A 21,817-nucleotide genomic window follows, 5' to 3' on the forward strand; every position below is an offset into this window, starting at 1 on the left:
CCCTTTCGTCATCCAGCCAACGAAGTGCCGGCCCCGCGGACCCGGTGCGCAGGACGCGCCGCCCGCGAGCCCGTCCGCGCGGCCCCGCACCCTGCGTGTTATGGGGAGGCGCATGAGCGTTGAAGCCACGCCCTCCCGAGCGAAGCGGCCCGTCGAGTACGAGGCCACCGTCACCGGCCTCCGGATGGAGACCCACGACACGGCGACGCTGTCGCTGGAGCTGCACTCGGGGGAGGGACCGCTCGACTACAAGGCAGGCCAGTTCATCAACATCGACCCGCATCAGTTCCGGGCGCTCTCGCAGCAGTGCGCGTACCTGCAGGAGCAGAAGGGGCGCAAGGAGCCGCCGCGCTCGTACTCGCTCGCCTCCGCGCCGCACGAGCGGCACGTGGCCATCACGGTGAAGGACGAAGAGTTCATCCCCGGCGTCACCCGCTACCCGCCGCTCCTGTCGCCCCTGCTGGTGCACGGGCGGCTGGTGGGCGCGAAGCTGAAGGTGACGGGCTTCATGGGACCGTACGTGCTGCCGGACGACGTGACGGAGCGGGCGGACCACGTGCTGCACGTGGTGGCGGGCTCCGGCGCGGTGCCGAACTTCGCCATCGTGAAGGACGCGCTGCACCGCGGGCTGAAGCTGCGGCACACGTTCCTCGCGTCCAACAAGACGTGGGGAGACATCCTCTACCGCGAGGAGCTGGCCGCGCTGGAGCAGGCGGCGCCGGACCGCGTGCGGGTGGTGCACACGCTCACGCGCGAAACGGATGAAGCGAAGTACGGCCCCCAGGTGCGCAAGGGCCGTGTCGCGGAGGCGCTCCTGCGCGAGCTGATTCCGGCGCCTGACACCTGCATCGTCTACGTGTGCGGGCCCGCCATCACCCCGTGGGACCGGCGCAAGGCGCTGGAGACACGCACGCCCGCCACGCCGCGCTTCATGGAGGCGGTGCTGGGCCACCTGCACGAGCTGGGCATCCCGGACAAGCGTATCAAGCGCGAGGCCTACGGCTGACGCATCAGTGCGTCGTGACGTCCTCGGGAGGCAGCTCGTCCAGGAACGTCAGCACCCGCTCGGCCGTCTCGCGGGGCTTCTCCATGGGGAACAGGTGCGAGGCGAGCGGCAGCGAGTCCACCCGCGTGCGCTTCATCTCCTGCTCCGCCCGCGCCAGCGCGTCGGGCAACAGCGTGTCGGAGCGCTCGCCGCGCAGCACCAGCGTGGGCGTCGTGTTGTCGCGGATGAGCTTCCATGGATCCGCGGGGAAGGTCTCGAAGATGCGGGCCTCCCACTCGCGCGGGAAGCGCAGGCGGAAGTCGCCCACCTCCGTGGGCACCAGCCCGTGCGTGATGTAGTCGCTGAAGCAGTCCGCGTCCCAGTCCTTGAACAGCTTGCGCTGGCGGTACGCGGTGGCGGCCTCCTCGCGCGTCGCCCAGCGGTCCCTCCGCCGCAGCGCGCCCTGCACGATGGCGGAGCGGTCCATGCGGCCCAGCAGCTTCATCAGGCGCAGCGCCCACAGCCGGGACCCGGTGATGAGCACGGGGTCCAACGCCACCACCGCGCGGAACAGCCCCGGGTTCGCGGCGGCGGCCATCAACGTGCTCGTGCCGCCCACGCTGTGCCCCACGCCCAGCACGCCAGAGCGCCCCCGCGCCTTCAGCTCGCGCGCGAGGTCCTCGCCCAGCTCCTTCCAGGTCGTGAGCGCCTTCGGGTCCTGGCCCGGCACCAGCGGCCGCATGCGCAGCGACACCACGTGATAGCGGGTCGCGAGCCGCGCGAAGAGCTTCCGGTACGTCTCCGGAGGAAAACCGTTCGCGCAGGCGAAGTGCAGGAGCGGCCCGCTCCCACCCCAGTCATCCAGCTCCAAGGCCATGCCCCTTCCCATCAACACCCTCCACCGCGTCGCGGCGGAGGCTTCACGGCTCGTCCCACTCGCATCCGGTGCCCTGACGGCCACCGGCCGGCCCCATCCCGGGAAGAGACTCCGTACCCCGACATTCAGACACCGCGAACGCCGCCCTGGGTCCTGCCGCCGAGCCCGACCTCCCGCATCGACGTCATCCTGACCGGTACCCCTGACGTGCCCACGTCCTCCGACATTCTCCCGGACGCGTCCTCAAGGAACCCGGGCCTCTGGAATGTCGTCCCGTGCGCATCGCGCGGACGGAGGGCATGTAACGCCTGCCCGGCCGCCTCGCACGGCCAGGTCGGCGGTCCTTCCCGGTGCGGGGGAACACGCCTCCCCCTCCCGTGAGGTCACCTGCCCCACCCTACGGTCCAGGTGGGGCCCGCTTGCGTTCAGGATTCGGACGGCGCCGCGGGCGCTGCGTCCGACGTGGGCTCCGGAGCCGGCTCCGCTTCCGACACGGGCTCCGACGCCGACTCCGCCTCCGCGCCACCACCGGCAGCGCCCGCGGGCTTGATGCCCAGCAGCCGCGTCAGCCGGGGCTGCACGCCCGTCTCCGCCAACAGCGCCTGGAGCTGCAGCCGCGCGCGCCGGTTGTCCCCGTGCACCCGCCGCCCGAGGATGAGCTCGTTCTTCAACGAGTGCTCCCACCCGGTCAGCTCCGTCACCGTCACCTGGTAGCCGTACGCCTCCAGCGTCAGCGCGCGGATGACGTTCGTCAGGTGAGAGCCGAACTCGCGCCGGTGCCACGGGTGCTGGAAGAGCAGCGACATGGAGCCGGCCGGCTTCGCCTTCTTCTCCTTCAGCTGCGCGGCCACCTCCGCCTGACAGCACGGCACCACCGCCACGTGGTCCGCGCCGTGCTTGATGGCCGCCACCAGCGCGTCGTCCGTGGCCGTGTCGCACGCGTGCAGCGCCATCAGCACGTGGATGCGCTCCGGGTACTCGGCCGCGTCGATGTGCGCCGTCTGGAAGCGCATCCGGTCGAAGTGCAGCCGCTCGGCACGGCCCTTCGCGCGCTCCGTCAGGTCCGGCCGCCCTTCGATGGACAGCAGCTCACCGCCCGCCGCGTCCTTCAGGAACAGCTCGTAGACGACGAAGCCCAGGTACGCGTTGCCGCTGCCCGCGTCCACCACCAGCGGGTTCGCGTGGCGCGTCTGCACGTCCTCCATGGCGGGCCGAAGCAGGCCCACCAGGTGGTTCACCTGCTTGAGCTTGCGCAGCGCGTCCGCGTTGAGGTTCCCCTCGCGCGTGAGCAGGTGCAGCTCACGCAGGAGCGCTTGGGACTGGTCCGGAAGCAGCTCCTTGCGGACCTGCGGTGCCTTGACGTTGCGTCTCAGACGGACACCACTTCGGTGACCTCCGGGATCATCTCCCGGAGCCGGCCCTCGATGCCCATCTTCAGCGTCGCCGTGGACGACGGGCAGCCCGCGCACGAACCCTTCATGTGCAGGTACACGATGCCGTCCTCGAAGCGGTCCAGCGTGATGTCACCGCCGTCCTGCGCCACGGCCGGGCGGATCTCCTCGTCCAGGATGACCTGGATGCGCTGCTCCACCGTGCCGTCCGCGGACACCGTCTGGCGCGCCGCCGCGACGGCCGCCTCGTCCACCACCGGCAGTCCCTCCGACAGGTGCGTGTCCAGCGTGGACATCACGGAGTCGTTGAGCTCGTCCCACTCGCCGGACTCGCCCTTCGTCACCGTGACGAAGTTCGTGCCCAGCATCACCGCCGTCACGCCCTGGATGTCCATGAGCCGCAGCGCCAGGGGCGACTTCGCCTGCGCTTCGTCCCGGTTGGTGAAGTTCACGGCGCCACCGCCCAGCAGCTTGCGGTCCACCACGTACTTCAGCGTGCTGGGGTTGGGGGTCCACTCGAGCTGGATGTTCACTGACATTCTGTTCTCCCTACGAAAGTCCGCTTCCTCTAAAGGGCGCCGGGCCCCATAGCAACCTGTCCGGCTGTCAGGCAAACGCCTCGCGCTGGCCATTCACTCCGGATGGAGCCCGGCCCGCCACCGATGTAAGACATGGCACCATGCCCTACCCGCCCCGCCTCGCCCACCTGGCCACCAAGGCCGTGGTGGTGGCCAAGCTGAGCCCCACCTACGCGGACGCCCACCGCGTGGACGCCGAGGAGGCCTCCCAGCGCCTCTCCACCGCCCTCTCCGGGCGCCTGCTGACCTCCCTCCTGGAGGCCACCTGGACGCAGATGCTCGGGAGCACGAAACGTCTCAAGGAAGACGGCCTCCTGGAGAAGGTGGCCTCCACCCTGAGCGACCGGCCCCAGCGGCCGGGCAAGGTCGCCACCGTGACGGCCGGGTGGAGCGCCTTCCTCATCCTGGTGGACCTGGAGGTGGGCACCGCCAGCGACGCCGCCCGCCGGGTCATGGAGTCCGACGAGGGCCGCAAGCGCGCCGCCGCGGGGCTCACGGAGGTCGCCGGCTTCCTCGCCCAGGAGCTCACGCGCGGCAAATAGGGCGGCCCGCCGGTCGTGGCGGCAGCCGCCACCCGCCGTTATAGGCTGGCGCTCGCCACGTCCATGTCCGCCTCGCTCCCCACCACGCTGCGCCTGCTCACGTCCATCACCGACGTTCCCGCGTCGGCATGGGACGCGCTCGTGGACCCGGGGTCGGTGCCGTTCCTGGAGTGGGGCTTCCTCGCCGCCCTGGAGGAGAGCGGCAGCGTGGTGCCCGAGCGAGGCTGGCACCCGCGCCACCTCACCCTGTGGCGGGGCTCACGCCTGGTCGCCGCCGCGCCCGCGTACCTGAAGGACGACAGCCACGGCGAGTTCGTCTTCGACGCCGCCTGGGCCACCACCGCCGAGCGCGCGGGCATCCGCTACTACCCCAAGCTCGTCCTGGGCGTGCCCTTCACGCCCGCCACCGGCCGCCGCGTGCTGGTGGCCCCCGGCGAGGACGCCCCGTTCCGCGAGGCGGAGCTGTACAACGCCGCGCTGGAGTACGCGCGCGCGGAGGGGCTCTCCAGCGTCCACGTCCTCTTCCCCACCCCGGAGGAGCTGCCGGTGCTGGAGGCGCAGGGCTACGCGCTGCGCCTGGGCGTGCAGTACCTGTGGCGCAACGCGGGCTACCAGACGTTCGAGGACTTCCTCGGCCGCTTCCGCTCCAAGCGGCGGCACCAGATTCAGCGTGAGCGGCGCGAGGTGGAGGACCAGGGCATCACCCTGCGGACGCTCCGGGGCGACGCGCTGGAGGAGGTGGACGCGGCCTGCGCCCACCAACTCTACGTCTCCACGGTGGACCGCTATCCGTGGGGCGTGCGCTCGCTGACCGAGGACTTCTTCGCCCGCCTGCTCGCCGGCTTCAAGCACCGGTGCGAGTTCGTGGAGGCCCGGCGGGAAGGCCGCAGGGTGGCGGGGGCGTTCAACTTCACCGGGCCGAGCACGCTGTACGGCCGTTATTGGGGTGCGTTCGAGGAACATCCGTTCCTGCACTTCAACGTGTGCCTCTACCACCCGGTGGAGGACTGCATCGCCCGGGGCCGCGAGCGCTTCGAGCCCGGAGCAGGCGGCGAGCACAAGCTCACCCGGGGTTTCGAGCCGCACCTCACGTACAGTGCGCATCTGTTCCTTCACCCCGGCCTGGACCGGGCGGTGCGCGGCTTCCTGGCGCACGAGCGGGCAGCCGTCGAGAGCGGCCTGCCACTGTGGTGGGCGGAGACGGGTTTCAAGGAGCGGGTCTAAGCGGTTTCAAGCAGGGCCCGCCAATGGTTCGCGAAGCGAAGGCAAGGGAGTCCGCAAGCCCATGGCTCAGAAGCACCAACACGATGACGGCCAGGTCGTCACGGAGGCCGTCCCCAAGCAGAAGCTGAAGAGGCCGACGCTCTACAAGGTCCTCCTGCACAACGACAACTACACCACGCGCGAGTTCGTCGTGGCCGTGCTCAAGGAGATCTTCCACAAGTCGGAGACGGATGCCGTGCAGATCATGATGCACGTTCATTACAACGGCATCGGTGTGGCGGGCGTTTATACCTACGACGTCGCCGATACGAAGCTCAAGACAGTGGAGGCCGCGGCGAGGGACAACGGGTTCCCCCTGCGGCTGTCCATGGAACCCGAGGAAGGCTGAACCGTGGCAGGACCATCGATTGCCAAAGAATTGCAGGCCAGCTTCCGCACCGCGCTCGACGAGGCGCGGAAGATGCGCCACGAGTACCTGACGCTGGAGCACCTGCTCCTGGCCCTCACCCGTGAGTCACGCACCCGCGAGGTGCTCAAGGGCTGCGGCGCGAACGTCAAGCGCCTCCAGGAGAACCTGACCTCCTTCCTGGAGGAGACGGTCGAGCGCCTGCCTGACGACGTGGACGCCGAGCCTCAGCAGACCATCGGCGTGGAGCGAGTGCTCCACCGCGCCGCCATGCACGCGCTGTCCGCGGAGCAGAAGTACATCGACGGTGGCGACGTGCTGGTCGCCATGTTCCGTGAAGAGGAGAGCCACGCGCTCTACCTGCTGCAGCAGGAGGGTGTCACCCGCCTGGACCTGCTCAACTTCATCTCCCACGGGACCACCAAGGACGGCGAGTCCGAGGGCGAGCCGCGCCCCACCCCCGCCGGTGACGACGACGACGGCGAGACCCAGAAGAAGAGCCCGCTGGAAGCGTACGCCGTGCAGCTCAACGTGGAGGCGAAGGCGGGCCGCATCGACCCGCTCATCGGCCGCGACAAGGAGCTGGAGCGCACCATCCAGGTGCTCTGCCGCCGCCGCAAGAACAACCCGCTCTACGTGGGTGAGGCCGGCGTGGGCAAGACGGCCATCGCGGAGGGCCTGGCGCTCTTCATCACGGAAGGCCGCGTGCCGGCCGCGCTCAAGGACGCGGTCGTCTACTCGCTGGACATGGGCGCGCTGCTCGCGGGCACCAAGTTCCGCGGCCAGTTCGAGGAGCGGCTGAAGGGCGTGCTCAAGGCGCTCCAGGAGCTGCCGGACGCCATCCTCTTCATCGACGAGATCCACACCATCGTCGGTGCCGGCGCCACGAGCGGCGGCTCCATGGACGCGTCCAACCTGCTCAAGCCCGCGCTGGCGTCAGGCAGGCTGCGCTGCATCGGGTCCACGACGTTCCAGGAGTTCAAGGCGTCCTTCGAACGCGACCGCGCGCTGTCCCGCCGCTTCCAGAAGATTGAAGTGGACGAGCCCAGCGTGGAGGACACCGTCAAGGTGCTGGAGGGCCTGCGCAGCCGCTACGAGGAGCACCACCACGTGAAGTACGGCGAGGGTGCGCTCCAGGCGGCGGCGGAGCTGGCGGCCAAGCACATCAACGACCGGTTCCTGCCGGACAAGGCCATCGACGTCATCGACGAGGCCGGCGCGGCCGAGCGGCTCAAGCCGGAGGGCGTGCGCACGGGCGTGGTCTCCGCGCACGACGTGGAGCAGGTCGTCTCCAAGATGGCCAAGATTCCGGCCAAGAGCGTGTCCGCGAGCGAAGGCGTCCAGATTCAAAACCTGGACAAGGAGCTCAAGGGCGTCATCTACGGGCAGGACAAGGCCATTGAAGAGATGGTGGGCGCCATCAAGCTGTCGCGCTCCGGCCTGCGGGCGCCGGAGAAGCCCATTGGCAGCTTCCTCTTCTCCGGCCCCACGGGCGTGGGCAAGACGGAGCTGGCGAAGCAGCTGGCGCAGAGCCTGGGCGTGGAGTTCCTCCGCTTCGACATGAGCGAGTACTCCGAGAAGCACACGGTGAGCCGCCTCATTGGCGCGCCTCCGGGCTACGTGGGCTTCGACCAGGGCGGCCTGCTCACGGACGCCGTGCGCAAGCACCCGTACGCGGTGCTGGTGCTGGATGAGATTGAGAAGGCCCACCCGGACCTCTTCAACATCCTGCTCCAGGTGATGGACCACGCGACGCTCACGGACAACAACGGCCGCAAGGCGGACTTCCGCAACATCATCCTCATCCTGACCACCAACGCGGGTGCGCAGGAGATGAGCACCAAGGCCATGGGCTTCGGTGACACCAGCGTGGTGGTGGACGGCTCGCGGGCGAAGAAGGCCATCGAGCGCACCTTCACGCCGGAGTTCCGCAACCGGCTGGACGGCTGGATTCTCTTCTCCGGCCTGCCCCCCGAGGTCATCCTCAAGGTCGTGGACAAGGAAGTGCGCCTGCTCCAGAAGGTGCTCGACGAGAAGAAGGTCAAGCTGGAGCTCACGCCCGCCGCCCGCGCGTGGCTGGCGGAACACGGCTACGACCCGGCCTTCGGTGCGCGCCCCATGGCGCGGCTCGTGGACAACACCCTCAAGAAGCCACTCGCGGAGGCGCTGCTGTTCGGCTCCCTCAAGAGCGGCGGCGTGGCCCGCTTCGACGTCGTGGACGACGCCGTGAAGCTCCAGGCGGAAGCCACCGAGGCCGTGCCGGCGTAAGGCGCCGCGAGGCCCTGAAACATCCGAGGCCCCGGGCCCCCTTCATGGGGACTCGGGGCCTTCGTGTTTCCTACTCCGCCTTGGACTCGACCTTGTACGCGCCCACGGCGCTGGAGAGCTGCTCGGAGATGATTTGCAGCGTGGTGGCCGCCTCACCGGTGGAGCCGATGCGGGCCACGGTGTCGTCCATCATCTTGGACAAGTCATTCACCGCCAGGGTGATTTGATTGATGCCCACGTTCTGCTGATTCACCGCGGCGGCGATCTGCCGGACGGCGGCGGCGTTGTCCTGGACGATGGAGGACAGCTCGCGCAGGTTCTGCCCACTGTCGCGCACCTGCGCCAGGCCCGCCTCCATCCGCTCCGCGCCGCGCTCCGTGATGCGCACCGCGGCGGTGACGGAGTTGGCGATGTCGTCCAGCAGTTCCCGCACCCGCGTGGTCGCCTGGATGGACTGGTCCGCCAGGGCGCGGATTTCGCGCGCCACCACGCTGAAGCCCTTGCCGTGCTCACCGGAGCGCACCGCTTCGATGGCCGCGTTGAGCGCGAGCATGTTGGACTGGTCCGCCAGGTCCTTCACCGTCTGGGTGATGCCGCCAATCTGGCGCGTGCGCTCACCCAGCTCGAGAATCTTCTCCGCGATTTCGCCCACCTGCGCGCGGATGTCGTTGAGGCCCGCCATCGTCTGCTCGATGGAAGCCTCGCCCGCCCTGGCCAGGGTGTCCGCGCGCTCGGCGACGCTGAGCACGCTCTCCGCCTTCTGCGCGGCCAGCGTGGACGTCTGCTTGATTTCCTGCGCCGTCACCTGCGTCTCCTGCAGCGCGGCGGCCTGGCGGGAGATGGTCTGCGCCTGCTCGGTGGAAGACGCGTTGAGATGGTCCGTGGACTGGGTGAGCGCGGTGGCGGCGTGCTGGAGGTTGACCGTCACCTCGCGCAGCTTGCCCACCATCTGGGAGAAGGAGTTGGCCAGCCGCCCCACCTCGTCGTTGCCGCGCGCACGGATGTCGCGGGTGAGGTCGCCGGACGACACGATGTGGCCCGCCACGGAGGTGAGCTCCGCCAGCGGCCGCACGATGCTCCGGCCGAACAGCGCCGCCAGCACCACGCCGCACGCCTCCAGGAGGAGCGCGAACAGCAGCATCTCCCAGCGCAGCGCATCCACCCTCGCGTCGATGAACTCGCGCGCCATGCCCACGTGCACGGTGCCCAGCCGCCCCTTCTCCGCCACGGCCGCGGACACGTCCAGCGCGCGCAGCGTCTTGCCGCCGCGCAGGATGCGCACCTCCGGCACCACGCGGGTGCGGCCCGTGCCCATGCCGGGCTGCGCCTCGAGCGCGGCCTTCAGGTTCTCCGGGAAGGCGCCCTGGAACGAATGCACCAGCACGAAGCCCGTGGGGTCCTGGATGAAGATGTAGGCCAGGTCCTCGCGCTCGCGGAACGTCTCCAAGAGCGGCTGGAGCGAGCCCATGCCCGCGGACACGCCCTGCTCCGCCGCGATGGCCAGGCTCAGCGCCACGGCCTCGCCCTCACTGGCGTGGCGCTCCTCCAGGTTGGACTCCAGCTGGCGGGTGGCGATGAGGGTGAGCAGCAGCGCCACGGAGGCGCTGATGACGGCCGTGACGAGCACGAACTTCGGCGCGAGCCCGAGCCCGCGCAGGAAGGAGACGGGGAGCGCGGTGGCTGGCTTCAAGGGAGGACTCCAGGGGTGGCGTCCTCAAGCGGCCAACGGTCGGCCAGGTGACGCCAGGAACAGCGCAGGCGACTGCGGTTCGTAGGTGGGAAACGGCTCACCGGGGCCCCCCCTCCGGGCCACGGGCAGGACGGAACGACGGACGCTGACAGCTCTGCAGGATGAGGTCCGCCACCAGCGCCAGGGGCGTGCCCCCGTCGGTGGCCTTCAACTCCACGGCGGCGCGAGGCATGCCGTAGACGACGCTGGACGCCTCGTCCTGCGCCAGGGTGACGCCTCCGGCCTGACGGATGGCCAGCAGGCCCCGCGCGCCGTCCTCACCCATGCCGGTGAGCACGCCGCCGCCGCTGCGCCGGCCGTACGCCATGGCCAGCGAGCTCAAGAGCACGTCACCGTTGGGACACGGCCCGCCGGTGCTGCGCTGCAGGCGCGCCAGGCCCACGCTGTCCACCAGCAGGTCGTGGCCATCCAGCGGGAAGTACACGCGGCCCGGCTCCAGCCGCTCGCCGTCGCGCGCCACGCCCACCTGGAGCTCGCACACCTGGGACAGCCAGCGCACCATGCCCTGCGTGAAGCCCACGGTGATGTGCTGCGCGACGAGCATGGGCACCGGCAGGTCGCGGGGCAGCTTGGACAGCACCTCCGCCAGCGCGGGAGGCCCACCGGTGGACGCGACGATGCCGAACACGTCCACCCGCGTCCCGCTGGGCATGGGCGGCGGCGCCACGACGCGCGGACGGCGGGAGATGACCGGCACCTCCGCCATCAGGCACACGGAGTGGGCCAGGTCCCGGCCCCAGCGGCGCAGCTCCTCCGCGTTGGTGACGTTGGGCTTGCCGATGAGCTCCAGCGCTCCGGCGCTCATGGCTTGAAAGCCCAGGTCCACGCCGCGCTGCTCCGCCACGGCGCTCACCACCAGGATGCGCGCGGGGGCCTGGGACATGATGTGCCCGATGGCCGCCGGACCATCCAGGCCGGGCAGCAACAGGTCCATGGTGATGACGTCCGGGCGCAGCAGGCGCGCCAGCTGCACGGCGCGGTTGCCGTCCCCCGCCCGGCCCACCACTTCAATGCGCGGCTCCTCCGTGAGCAGCGCGGTGAGGGTGTTGGCCATGGTGGGAGAGTCATCCACCACGAGCACGCGAATGGGCTTCTTCGAGCTCACGCGCGGCTCCCCCTGCGGCTCATCACGTCCAGAACCTCCGCGAGCAGGCGGCCCGCGGCGCACTCGCGCTTGCTGAGGAAGCCGTCCGCTCCGGATGCCAGGCCCCGCTCGCGCGCCACGGTGGTGTCGTGCGCGGAGACCAGGATGACGGGCAGCGTGTGCGTGTCCTTGCGCTCGCGAAGCCGTGCGATGAGCTCGATGCCGTCCATCTCTTCCATGTCCAGGTCGCAGATGACGACGTCGTAGGTGTCCGCCTGCAGCCGCTCCAGCGCCCGCGCCCCGCTGGCCGCCAGGTGCACCTGGAAGCCGCCGGCCTCCAGCATCGCCCGGTGCAGCGCGCGCGCGGTGAGCGAGTCATCCACCACCAGCGCCCGCCGGCTCACCGCGGACACCGTCACCTTCTCCGAATCCGACACCACCCAGTCCGGCCGGAGGATGAGCAGCAACTCCCCCCGGCTGAGCGTCGCCGCGCCCTGCCAGGCCGCCACGTCGCGCACCTCCGACGGCAGCGGGCGGATGACCAGGTCCCGGTCCCCCACCACCGCGTCCACGCCCAGCGCCACGCGCTTGCCGCCGCTCTGCACGATGAGCAGCGGCTGGCCTTCCGTGGGCGGAGACGACGCGCGCAGCCCCAGCCGCGCGCCCAGGTCCACCACCGGCAACAGCTGCCCCTGGTGTTCCAGGTGCGTGCGGCGCTTGCCCACGCGAAGCATGTCCGGGCGCGCCAGCTGAGTGGACTCCACCGCCAGCATGGGCAGGCCCACGAACTGCTCCAGCGCGCGCACCATCAGCACCGGGGAGCTGCCCAGGTCCACCGGCAGGGTCAACACGAAGCGCGTGCCCTGCCCGCGCGTGCTGGACACCTCGATGCGGCCCTGCAGCGACTCCACCGTGGCGCGCACCGCGTCCAGGCCCACGCCGCGCCCGGAGGTGTCCGTCACGTCCGAGCGCGTGCTGAAGCCCTCGCGGAAGATGAGCTCGCGCACCTGGTTGTCGTTGAGCCGCGCCACCTCTTCCGCCGTGACGAGCCCGCGCTTCTCCGCGGCCTTGCGCACCTGGGCCAGGTCGATGCCGCGCCCGTCGTCGCTCGCCTCCAGGTACAGGAGGTTGCCCTGCTGCTCCACGCGCAGCGTGAGCGCGCCCTCGTGGTGCTTGCCGGCCTTCTCGCGCTCGGCGGGCATCTCCAGGCCGTGGTCCACGGCGTTGCGCAGGATGTGCACGAGCGCGCCCTGGAGCTTCTCCAGCAGGCGCCGGTCCAGCGACACCTCCGCGCCCACCACCGACAGCCGCGCTTCCTTCCCCAGCTGGCGGGACAGGTCGCGCACCATGCGCTGCAACGGGTCCAGGATGGTGCGCGTGGGGCGCGTGGTGATGGCCTTGAGGCCGTCCTCCAGCGCGTCCACGACGTCGCTCGTCTCCTCGCCGTCGGTGCGCAGGGAGCGGCCCGTACCGGACAACAGCGTGCGCGCCTCCGCGGTCTCCGCCAGCAGGCCCTGCTTCGCGAGCAGCGTGGACACCCGCTCCAGCTCCCGGCTGCGCTCCTCCACCCGCAGGCGAACCTCGCGCAGGCGCTCCACCTCGCGCATCAGCGACGTCACCTGGTTCGCGCTCACGCGCCACCCGGCGTCGGAGGACTCCCCCGTGGGCTCCGGAGAGAACAGCGCCTCGGCCGGGACAGGCGGGGTGCCGGCCGCGGAGGGCGGGCCACCAGCCACGACAGGCTGCGCCTGAGCGAAGGCGCCCCCCGGCAGCACCGCGGCCTCCTCCGGGGGCGGCGCGGCGGCGACCAGCTGGGCCAGCGCGGCGGCGGGGTTCGGCAGGTCGTCCCCGCGTCCGTCCGCGTGCGCCTGGGCGCGCAGCATGAAGAGGTCCAGCCCGTGCAGCAGCACGTCCACCACCGGGCGAGGCATCTTCTGCGTGTGCGCCTTGAGCGGCGCCAGCGCGTCCTCCAGCTTGTGGGCGATGTCGCCCAGGTCCTGGAGCCCCAGCGACGAGGCGCTGCCCTTCAGCGTGTGCAGGTGCCGGCCCAGCCGCGTGTAGATTTTCGCGAGCGCGTCGTTCTCCAGCCCCTCGCGCTCCAGCTCCAGCAGGTCCATGGTGACCTTCTGGATGACCTCCTGGGCCTCCACCGCGAAGCCCGCCACCAGCGGCTGCAGCATCGGATCAACGGGCATGGCGCACTCCCCCGTCGGACCGGCCGAACAGGCGCTTCGGGTCGATGAGGTGGATGAGCTGCCGGTCGTGGGTGAAGACCTCCACCACCGGCCCCTCCGCCCGGGCGCGCGCGGCCTCCACAGACGCGAGCGACAACGTCGTGGGGCGCGGAATCGCCTCGCAGTCGAGCGCGCACAGCTCGCCGTCGCCCCGGTCCACCACCAGCAGCACGGCCGGGTCCTGCCGCCACCCGTGGCCGCCCAGCAGCGACGCCAGACTCAGCGCGGACAGCACCTGGCCCTGGAAGCGCAGCACGCCAATCACCGCGGGCGCGGACAGCGGCACCGGCGTCACCATGCGCAGGGGCAGCGCGGCGCGCAGCGACTCCAGCGGCAGCGCGTAGCGCTCCTCGCCCAGCGGGAACTCGGCGATCCAATGGACCGCCTCCTCCACCGTCGACTCGCCCTGCTCGCGCAGGCGCGCGGCCCGGCGTGCGAGCAGGTCCCGCGTCTCCGACTCCAGGGTCTCGTCCACCACCAGCGGCGTCCCCTTCATTCCAGCGCCCCCAGATTCAGGTAGGCGTCAGCGGACGCCAGATAGAAGCGCGCGGGCAGCGCCTCCGGTCCATCCACCAGCGTGTCCGGTGGCAACTGCCCCGCCCGCGTGCGCAACGCGCGCATCAGCGGGAAGGCCGCGTCACGGGCTCCCGCGCGCTCGCGCAGGAGCGCCAGCTCCAGGAGGCCCGGCAGGTAGTCCGGCGCCTGCTTCACGAGCAGCTCCAGCACCGCCGTCGCCCCGGCCACGTTGCCCTCTTCAATCCGCTCCAGCGCCTGCAGGTGCATCCGCGAGGGCGAGGGCGGAGGGACGGGCGGCGGCGTGGGCGAGACCGGCATGGGCGCGGACAGCCGACGGGGCGCGGGCGTCATGCGCGGCGCGAGCACGGGCTGCGCCACGGGCAATTGCGCGAAGGTGCGCTCCTCCGGGCGGGGCTTGCGGAAGGCCTGCAGCTCCGGAGGCCCCTCGCGCGTGAGCCCCGGCGGCGTGCGGTCCACCTCCACCGTGCCCAGGAACATGAGGCCCCCCGGCACCAGCGCCCGCGCCAGGTGGACGATGGCCGCGTCGCGCGCGGACGGAGAGAAGTACGTGAGCACGTTGCGGCAGAGGATGAAGTCGAAATGCCCGAAGCGCTCCGGCAGGGGCGCCAGCAGGTTCGCCGGCGCGAAGCGCGTCACCTTGCGCACCTCCGGGAGGATGGACACCTGCCGCCCGTTGTGGAGCTCGTAGACGGGGTGCAGCGCGGGGGCGGACTCGCGCCGGGACCACGCGCCGTAGGTGCCGCGCCGCGCGGCCTCCAGGCTGGCCTCGTGCAGGTCCGTGCCCACCACCTCCACCGGCATCCCCGGGGGCGCGCACGCCAGCAGGCACGCGCCCAGCGAATAGGCTTCCTCGCCGGTGGCGCACCCGGCGCTCCAGCCGCGCAGGTGCATGGCACCGTGGCGCAGCGCCGTCGGAATGCCCTCATGGGTGATGTAGCGGAAGTGCTCCGGCTGGCGGAAGAAGTACGTCTCCCCCACCAGGACCGCGCGCACCAGCGTGTAGGCCAGCGGCGAGCCCAGCTGCTGCAATTCGCTCAGGACCTCCGTGGGCACACGCCCCCGGGCCAGCTCCGCCCGCAGCACGCGCTCCACCGCCTCCTGGGCGATGGCGTCGTCCCGGAAGCCGGTGGTGTCCGCCACCACTTCCCGGGCACGGGCCAGAAGCCTCGGGTCGAGCCCCGCACTCATGCGCTCCGCTCTTCCTCCACCGGCGCGAGCAGCGCGGGCAGGTCGCGCAGGAGTCCCCGCGTGATGAACACCTTCGGATCCAGGATGGGCAGCGCGCGGCCACCCGTGCGCAGCATGCCCACGAGCCCTTCCTGCAGCAGGCCGTGCTCGGCGCCGCCCACCTTCTCGCGCCGGTCGATGTCGCTCGCCTGGAACTCCTCCGGGTCCTTCACGGTGTCCACGGTGAGCGCCAGCGACACGCCCTCCGTTTCAATGACCACCAGCATCCGCTCCGCGATGGACACCTTGTGCTGCACGCCCAGCCGCAGCGCCACGTCCAGCACGCACACCGCCTGGCCGCGCAGCTCCACGTACTCGCGCAGGTACGACGGCCCCGTGGGCAGCGGCCGCGTCAGGGGCTGCAGCAGGACCTCCTTCACGGAGTCCAGCGGCACGGCGAACTCGCGCTCGCCCACGTTGAGCCGGAGGATCAGCATGGCCCCGGAGCGCGAGCGCCGGCGCGCGTTCTCCAGCGCCTCGCCCACGCGCAAGAGCAGCTCGTCCGCGCGGAAGGGCTTGGCCAGGAACGCCTCCGCGCCCTGCCCCAGGCACGCCTCCGCGCGCTGCTTCTCCGATGAGATGATGATGACCGGAATGTCCGCCGTGCCCGAGTCCGCCTTCATCCGCTGGAGCACCTCGTCCCCGTCCATCTCCGGCATGGACAGGTCCAAGAGCACCGCCGCCGGGTGCAGCCGCCCCACCTTGTCCAGCGCCTCACGGCCATTGCTGGCCGTGTGGATGGTGTAGTGCCCGGAGAGGATGGCCCGCTCCAACGCCAGGATGGCGTCGCTGTCATCCACCAGCAGCAGGGTCGGCAGACTCACGGGTTCAGCCCCCGCTCAGGAACTGACGCACCGTCTTGGTCAGCTCGTCATGCGACACCGGTTTCTGGATGAAGGCGTTGGCCCCCGCCGCCGAACCGCGCTGGCGCAGGTCCTCTCCCTTCTCCGCCGTCAAGAGGATGACCGGCACCTTCTGCACCTGCGGCTGCGCGCTGGCGCGAACCTCCTTCACGAAGGTGATGCCATCCATGTTCGGCATGTTGATGTCGGCGATCACCACGCTCACCGGCACCAACCGCAAGAGCTGCAACGCGCGCTGCGCGTCCTCCGCCTCCACGATGCTGACCTTGAGGTTCATCAGGTAGATCTTGAGGATGTTGCGGACGGTCGGACTGTCGTCCACCAGCAAGACGTTGGTGCTCACTGTGCCACGGCTCCTCGCGCAGGCTCCGCGGATTGCGGGATGCGCCTGCGCTGCATGGGTGATCCTACCGTGAGCGCTCCGACGGGCGGAAGCGGGGGGCTCCCGTCCGCCGGGAAGCCTGGCAGGCGTTTGTCTGGACTTTCCAGAAAGGTGGGTTGGATTCAGCCTTCTTTCGGCGTGGGGGTCGCGGAGACCCCTTCGGCCGGTGCTTCCACCGTCTCCACTGGGGGTGCGCCTACCGCGTGGTAGCCGCCGTCGACGTGAATCATCTCGCCGGTGGTGGAGGACAGCCAATCGGACAGAAGTGCACAGGCCGTCTTGGCCACGTGGTCGTGGCTGTCCTTGTCGCTCCAGCCCAGCGGCGCCTGCTTGCCCCAGTACTGCGCCAGCGCCTTGAAGCCCGGGATGCCCTTGGCCGCGATGGTGGCGAGCGGCCCCGCGGCGAGCGCGTTCACGCGGATGCCCTTGGGCCCCAGGTCGCGCGCCAGGTAGCGCACCGTGGCCTCCATGGCCGCCTTGCACACACCCATCCAGTCATAGATGGGCCACGCCTGCCGGTTGTCGAAGTCCAGCGCCACGATGGAGCCGCCCTGCGTCATCAGCGGCACGCACGCCACCGCCAGCTCCTTCACGGAGAAGGTGGAGATGCGGAACGCGGTCTGCGCGCTCTCCCACGGCGTGTTGAGGAAGTTGCCGCCCAGCGCGTCCTCGGGCGCGTACGCGATGGCGTGCAGCACGCCGTCCACGCGGCCCCATTTCTGCCGCAGCGCCTCTGTCAGCGCCGGAAAGTGCGCCGGGTTCGTCACGTCCAGCTCCAGCACCTCCGTGCCGGGCTTGAGCCGCTTCGCGCTGCGCTCGGTGAGGGACTTGGCCCGGCCAAAGCCGGTGAGGATGACCTCCGCGCCCTGCGCGATCGCATGCTCCGCGACGCCAAAGGCCAGGGACTGCGGGGTGAGCACGCCGGTGATGAGCAGCTTCTTGCCCTGAAGGAGCATGTCGGTACGTTCTCGGAAAAAGTGGGTGGAAAGCGGGGGGCGAGTGCTTACCACTCCTGAACCGCCATGGGGGCCCCCGGACCCCGTGTCTCATGTGCCTCGGATGTACGTCTGTTCAGCATGCCAGGGGTCCTGGCGTCTCCTTTGAGCTCATCCCAGCAGAGGGAATCCAGTGCTCGGTGAAGCTGCGCTCACGCGGGGCATGACTCCATCTGCTCCCTGGAGTGAAGCCGGGCAGCCGGCCATGACGCGGTTCAACAAACTGAGGCGAAAACCCCCCAACGCGTCCCCCATCCAGTAAAAGACCCCCGCCATGGCGAATTTCCAGGACAGTTTCCTCTCTGGTGGAAACATCGACTTCATCGAGGGGCTCTACTCGCGCTTCCTCGAGGATCCGGGCAGCGTGGACGCGAGCTGGCGCGAGGTGTTCGAGCGCAACAACGGCACGGGCCGCCCCATCTTCAACACGAAGTTGCTGGAGGCGCCGACACCCGCCGCACCGGAGGCCAAGGGCAAGGGTAAGGGCAAGGCGAACGACGCCGCCGTGCAGGCCGCCGCCGCGCCGCAGGCTCCGGCCGCTCCGGCGCAGGACATCGGGCTGCAGTCGAAGGTGGATCAGGCCATCACCGCCTTCCGCCTGCGCGGCCACCTGCGCGCGCACCTGGATCCGCTGGAGCGTCCGCGCCCGCAGCTGGGCCACGTGGCGGACGTGGCGCTGATGGATGAGAACCACTTCACGCCGAAGGAGATGGAGCAGGCGGTGGAGTGCAACGGCGTCTTCCCGCAGCAGCGCGTGCGCCTGGCGGAGCTCGTCACGCGCCTGCGCCGCACGTACTCCAGCTCCATCGGCGTGGAGTTCATGCAGATGCTCGACAGCGAGCGTCGCCGCTGGCTCATGAAGCGCATGGAGCACAGCGAGAACCGCACGCCGTTCACCGTGGACGAGCAGCGGCACATCCTCACCAAGCTGTCGTACGCGGAGGGCTTCGAGCACTTCCTGCACACGAAGTACGTGGGCGCCAAGCGCTTCAGCCTGGACGGCGGCGAGTCGCTCATCCCCATGCTGGACGCGCTGCTGGAAGTGGGCAGCGACATGGGCCTGAAGGAGCTGGTCATCGGCATGGCCCACCGCGGCCGCCTCAACGTGCTGACCAACATCCTGGGCAAGAAGCCGGATCAGATCTTCAGCGAGTTCGACGGCCCCAAGGACCCCAAGGCGTACCTGGGCCGCGGCGACGTGAAGTACCACATGGGTTTCTCGTCGGACCACGCCACGCGCTCGGGCAAGAACGTGCACCTGTCGCTGGCCTTCAACCCCAGCCACCTGGAGTGCGTGGGCCCCGTGGTGGAGGGCCGCGTGCGCGCCAAGCAGGACCGCGGCGGGGACACCGAGCGCACCGGCGTGGTGCCGCTGCTCATCCACGGCGACGCGGCCTTCATCGGACAGGGAATCACGTCGGAGACGCTGAACTTCTCCGGCCTCAAGGGCTACACCACGGGCGGCACGGTCCACATCGTCATCAACAACCAGGTGGGCTTCACCACCGACCCGTCGGACTCGCGCACCAGCATCTACTCCACCGCCATCGCGCAGATGCTGGACATCCCGGTGTTCCACGTGAACGGGGATGACCCGGAGGCGTGCGTCCACGCGGCGCGCCTGGCGGCCGAGTACCGCCAGACGTTCAAGAGCGACGTGGTCATCGACCTCATCTGCTACCGCCGCTACGGCCACAACGAAGGCGACGACCCGTCCTTCACCCAGCCGGCGATGTACGACCTCATCCGCAAGCACCCGCCGGTGCGCGCGCTGTACGCGAAGACGCTGGCGGAAGGTGGCCGCATCACCACGGAGGAGTCGGACGCGCTCAAGCAGCGATGCTTCCAGGACTTCGACGCGGCGCTCACCCGCGCCCGCCAGGAGAGCCAGTTCAAGGAGCCCAACGCGCTGGAGGGCCTGTGGAAGACCTACAAGGGCGGCCTCCTGAAGAACGCGCCCCAGGTGTCCACGGCGGTGGCCAAGCCCACCCTGCGTGACGCGCTCCAGAAGCTGGCCAGCGCGCCGGAGGGCTTCAACGTGCACCGCGACGTGGAGCGCACGGTGCTCAAGAAGCGCCAGGGCATGCTGGAGAGCGAGGAGCTCCAGTGGAGCGAGGGCGAGTCGCTGGCGTACGCGACCATCCTGGCGGAGGGCTACAGCATCCGCCTGTCCGGCCAGGACAGCGAGCGCGGCACCTTCAGCCACCGCCACGCGGTGCTGCACGACACGCAGACGGGCGAGGAGTTCACGCCCCTGCGCCAGTTCGCCTCCGGCAAGGCGACCTTCAACGTCTGGAACAGCCCGCTGTCGGAGATGGGCGTGCTGGGCTTCGACTACGGCTACAGCCTGGACGTGCCGGACGGCCTCACCCTGTGGGAGGCCCAGTTCGGTGACTTCGCCAACGGCGCGCAGATCATCATCGACCAGTTCATCGCCGCGGCGGAGAGCAAGTGGCGCCGGCTCTCCGGCATCACGCTGCTCTTGCCGCACGGCTACGAAGGCCAGGGACCGGAGCACTCCAGCGCGCGCCTGGAGCGCTTCCTGGACCTGTGCGCGGAGGACAACCTCCAGGTCTGCTACCCCACCACGCCCGCGCAGATCTTCCACCTGCTGCGCCGCCAGGTGCTGCGCCCGGTGCGCAAGCCGCTGGTCATCATGTCGCCCAAGAGCCTCCTGCGCCGTCCGGAGGCCACCAGCCGCATGGACGACCTGGCCACGGGCGCGTTCAAGGAAGTGATTCTGGACGCGAAGGCGGACGCCGCGAAGGTGAAGCGGCTGCTCTTGTGCAGCGGCAAGGTCTACTACGACCTGGCCAAGGCCCGGGACGAGCGCAAGGACGACTCCATCGCCATCGTGCGCGTGGAGCAGCTCTACCCGTTCCCGCAGGACGAGCTTTCGAACCTGGTGGCGAAGCTGCCGGCGCTCCAGGAGCTGTACTGGGTGCAGGAGGAGCCGCGCAACGCGGGTGGCTGGCACTTCATGTTCCCGCGCCTGCACGACCTCCTCTCCGGCCGTTCTCAGCAGCAGACGGTGAAGCTGGGCTACATCGGGCGCGCCGAGGCAGCCAGCCCCGCCACCGGTTTCACGAAGACGCACGATTACGAGCAGCAGCTCATCATCGAAGAAGCCATCCTCCGAGGACCCCAGAATGGCCGTTGAACTGAAAGTCCCTCCGCTCGGCGAATCCATCACCGAGGCCGTCGTCGGCAAGTGGAACAAGAAGCAGGGTGAGTCTGTCACCGCGGACGAACCGCTCGTCGTGCTGGAGACCGACAAGGTCACCATCGACGTGCCGGCTCCCGCCGCGGGCAGCGTCGCGTCCATCGCCTTCAAGGAGGGCGACAAGGTCCGCGTGGGCGACGTGCTGGGCACCATCGAGGCCGGTGCCGGCGCCGCCGCTTCTCCCGCCGTGGCCGCCGCCACGCCCGCGCCCGCCCAGGCCGCGGCGCCCGTGTCCACGCCCGCCGCTCCGGCCGGCAGCGACACGCGCATCACCCCCACCGCCAGGAAGATGGCGGAGGAGAACCGGGTGGACGTGGGCCAGCTGAAGGGCTCCGGCACCGGTGGCCGCATCATGAAGGAGGACGTGCAGGGTCAGCTGAACCGCCCGTCCGCGCCTCCGGCTCCCGCCGCGCCGTCCGGTCCCCGCCCCAACGCCGCGCGCGAGGAGCGCGTGCGCATGACGCCGCTGCGCAAGCGCGTCGCTGAACGCCTGCTCCAGGCGCAGTCCAACGCCGCCCTGCTCACCACCTTCAACGAGGTGGACATGGGCGAGGTGATGGCGCTCCGCAAGAAGTACAACGACAAGTTCCAGGCGAAGCACGGGGTGAAGCTCGGGTTCATGAGCTTCTTCATCCGCGCGTCCGTGGAGGCCCTCAAGGCGTTCCCGCAGATCAACGCGGAGATCGACGGCGAGGACGTCATCTTCAAGCACTACTACGACATCGGCGTGGCCGTGAGCGGCAGCCGTGGCCTGGTGGTGCCGGTGGTGCGTGACGCGGACAAGCTGTCGCTCGCGGACCTGGAGAAGACGGTCGGTGACTACGGCGGCCGTGCGCGCAACGACAAGCTCACGATGGCCGACCTCACGGGCGGCACGTTCACCATCACCAACGGCGGCATCTTCGGCTCCATGCTGTCCACGCCCATCCTGAACCCGCCGCAGACGGGCATCCTGGGCATGCACAACATCGTGGAGCGCCCCGTGGCCCGCGACGGCCAGGTGGTCATCCGGCCCATCATGTACATCGCCCTCACGTACGACCACCGCCTGGTGGACGGCCGGGAAGCAGTGCAGTTCCTGGTGCGCGTGAAGGAGTGCATCGAGGACCCCGAGCGCCTGCTGCTCGACATCTGACTTACTCCCCCGCACATGACGCCGCGGGGGCTCAAGTCGGGCAATCCCGGAGGGCCGGCTGGACTTCCAGTCGGCCCTTTCACTACAAATAGCTCTGTCTCCCCGGTCGTCGGGCA

18 protein-coding genes are annotated in these 21,817 nt (G+C 70.1%); 7 read left to right on the plus strand and 11 right to left on the minus strand.

Translation table 11 applies throughout. The features are described 5' to 3' along the window. The first annotated feature begins 112 nt into the window (after positions 1-112). Positions 113-1,006 (plus strand): oxidoreductase, encoded by an 894-nt coding sequence (locus D7Y15_RS22435; protein ID WP_120577096.1) that lies wholly within the window; start codon positions 113-115, stop codon positions 1,004-1,006. Between the two features lie 4 nt (positions 1,007-1,010). Here the strand turns inward: D7Y15_RS22435 and D7Y15_RS22440 are convergent, their stop codons facing one another. From D7Y15_RS22440 to D7Y15_RS22450, 3 genes are all read right to left on the minus strand, one after another. Beyond that, a complete protein-coding gene (locus D7Y15_RS22440) occupies positions 1,011-1,862 on the minus strand; it encodes an alpha/beta fold hydrolase (protein ID WP_233605049.1) in 852 nt (283 codons plus the stop codon). A 425-nt stretch (positions 1,863-2,287) separates the two neighbouring features. Beyond that, entirely contained in the window at positions 2,288-3,118 is an 831-nt protein-coding gene (locus tag D7Y15_RS22445; protein ID WP_255430379.1) for an SAM-dependent methyltransferase, read from the minus strand. Positions 3,119-3,231: 113 nt separating this feature from the next. After that, on the minus strand, positions 3,232-3,792 hold the full coding sequence (locus tag D7Y15_RS22450) for a NifU family protein (RefSeq protein ID WP_120577099.1): 561 nt from the start codon (positions 3,790-3,792) through the stop codon (positions 3,232-3,234). A gap of 140 nt (positions 3,793-3,932) precedes the next feature. On the opposite strand from D7Y15_RS22450, the gene D7Y15_RS22455 reads away from it, so the two are divergent. The 4 genes from D7Y15_RS22455 (at position 3,933) to clpA (ending at position 8,271) form a co-directional block, all read left to right on the plus strand. Further along, positions 3,933-4,373 (plus strand): hypothetical protein, encoded by a 441-nt coding sequence (locus D7Y15_RS22455; RefSeq protein WP_121753858.1) that lies wholly within the window; start codon positions 3,933-3,935, stop codon positions 4,371-4,373. A gap of 63 nt (positions 4,374-4,436) precedes the next feature. After that, the gene (locus D7Y15_RS22460; protein ID WP_120577120.1) at positions 4,437-5,597 is read left to right on the plus strand and encodes a GNAT family N-acetyltransferase; all 1,161 of its coding nucleotides are present in this window, start codon (positions 4,437-4,439) and stop codon (positions 5,595-5,597) included. A 61-nt stretch (positions 5,598-5,658) separates the two neighbouring features. Beyond that, positions 5,659-5,985, plus strand: a complete 327-nt coding sequence (locus D7Y15_RS22465) for an ATP-dependent Clp protease adaptor ClpS (RefSeq protein ID WP_120577101.1) — start codon at positions 5,659-5,661, stop codon at positions 5,983-5,985. Between the two features lie 3 nt (positions 5,986-5,988). Next, the gene (gene clpA / locus D7Y15_RS22470; RefSeq protein WP_121753859.1) at positions 5,989-8,271 is read left to right on the plus strand and encodes an ATP-dependent Clp protease ATP-binding subunit ClpA; all 2,283 of its coding nucleotides are present in this window, start codon (positions 5,989-5,991) and stop codon (positions 8,269-8,271) included. Positions 8,272-8,341: 70 nt separating this feature from the next. Here the strand turns inward: clpA and D7Y15_RS22475 are convergent, their stop codons facing one another. The 8 genes from D7Y15_RS22475 to fabI all read right to left on the minus strand — a co-directional run bounded on the left by D7Y15_RS22475 (position 8,342) and on the right by fabI (position 17,304). Continuing rightward, on the minus strand, positions 8,342-9,961 hold the full coding sequence (locus tag D7Y15_RS22475) for a methyl-accepting chemotaxis protein (protein WP_121753860.1): 1,620 nt from the start codon (positions 9,959-9,961) through the stop codon (positions 8,342-8,344). A gap of 97 nt (positions 9,962-10,058) precedes the next feature. Next, positions 10,059-11,126: a chemotaxis protein CheB gene (locus D7Y15_RS22480; protein WP_120577104.1), complete on the minus strand. Its 1,068-nt coding sequence runs from the start codon at positions 11,124-11,126 to the stop codon at positions 10,059-10,061. Beyond that, the gene (locus D7Y15_RS22485; protein ID WP_121753861.1) at positions 11,123-13,300 is read right to left on the minus strand and encodes a response regulator; all 2,178 of its coding nucleotides are present in this window, start codon (positions 13,298-13,300) and stop codon (positions 11,123-11,125) included. Before D7Y15_RS22485 ends, D7Y15_RS22480 begins: the two co-directional genes overlap by 4 nt. Further along, the gene (locus tag D7Y15_RS22490) at positions 13,290-13,835 is read right to left on the minus strand and encodes a chemotaxis protein CheW (protein ID WP_120577106.1); all 546 of its coding nucleotides are present in this window, start codon (positions 13,833-13,835) and stop codon (positions 13,290-13,292) included. Before D7Y15_RS22490 ends, D7Y15_RS22485 begins: the two co-directional genes overlap by 11 nt. Next, positions 13,832-15,064: a protein-glutamate O-methyltransferase CheR gene (locus D7Y15_RS22495; protein WP_120577107.1), complete on the minus strand. Its 1,233-nt coding sequence runs from the start codon at positions 15,062-15,064 to the stop codon at positions 13,832-13,834. Before D7Y15_RS22495 ends, D7Y15_RS22490 begins: the two co-directional genes overlap by 4 nt. Next, the gene (locus D7Y15_RS22500) at positions 15,061-15,927 is read right to left on the minus strand and encodes a response regulator (protein ID WP_121753862.1); all 867 of its coding nucleotides are present in this window, start codon (positions 15,925-15,927) and stop codon (positions 15,061-15,063) included. The genes D7Y15_RS22495 and D7Y15_RS22500 overlap by 4 nt, the downstream gene beginning before the upstream one ends. 4 nt (positions 15,928-15,931) lie before the next feature. Further along, complete coding sequence (locus D7Y15_RS22505; RefSeq protein ID WP_120577109.1) at positions 15,932-16,309, minus strand: response regulator; 378 nt, start codon at positions 16,307-16,309, stop codon at positions 15,932-15,934. A gap of 161 nt (positions 16,310-16,470) precedes the next feature. Then, complete coding sequence (fabI, locus tag D7Y15_RS22510) at positions 16,471-17,304, minus strand: enoyl-ACP reductase FabI (RefSeq protein WP_120577110.1); 834 nt, start codon at positions 17,302-17,304, stop codon at positions 16,471-16,473. 313 nt (positions 17,305-17,617) lie between these two features. Between fabI and D7Y15_RS22515 the strand changes: the two genes are divergently transcribed. Together D7Y15_RS22515 and odhB are read left to right on the plus strand one after the other, a co-directional pair. Beyond that, a complete protein-coding gene (locus D7Y15_RS22515; protein WP_121753863.1) occupies positions 17,618-20,503 on the plus strand; it encodes a 2-oxoglutarate dehydrogenase E1 component in 2,886 nt (961 codons plus the stop codon). Beyond that, entirely contained in the window at positions 20,493-21,701 is a 1,209-nt protein-coding gene (gene odhB, locus D7Y15_RS22520) for a 2-oxoglutarate dehydrogenase complex dihydrolipoyllysine-residue succinyltransferase (RefSeq protein WP_121753864.1), read from the plus strand. The genes D7Y15_RS22515 and odhB overlap by 11 nt, the downstream gene beginning before the upstream one ends. Positions 21,702-21,817 lie beyond the last annotated feature (116 nt).

Origin of the sequence: Corallococcus sp. AB030 (assembly GCF_003668965.1) — a bacterium.
GTDB lineage: Bacteria > Myxococcota > Myxococcia > Myxococcales > Myxococcaceae > Corallococcus > Corallococcus exiguus.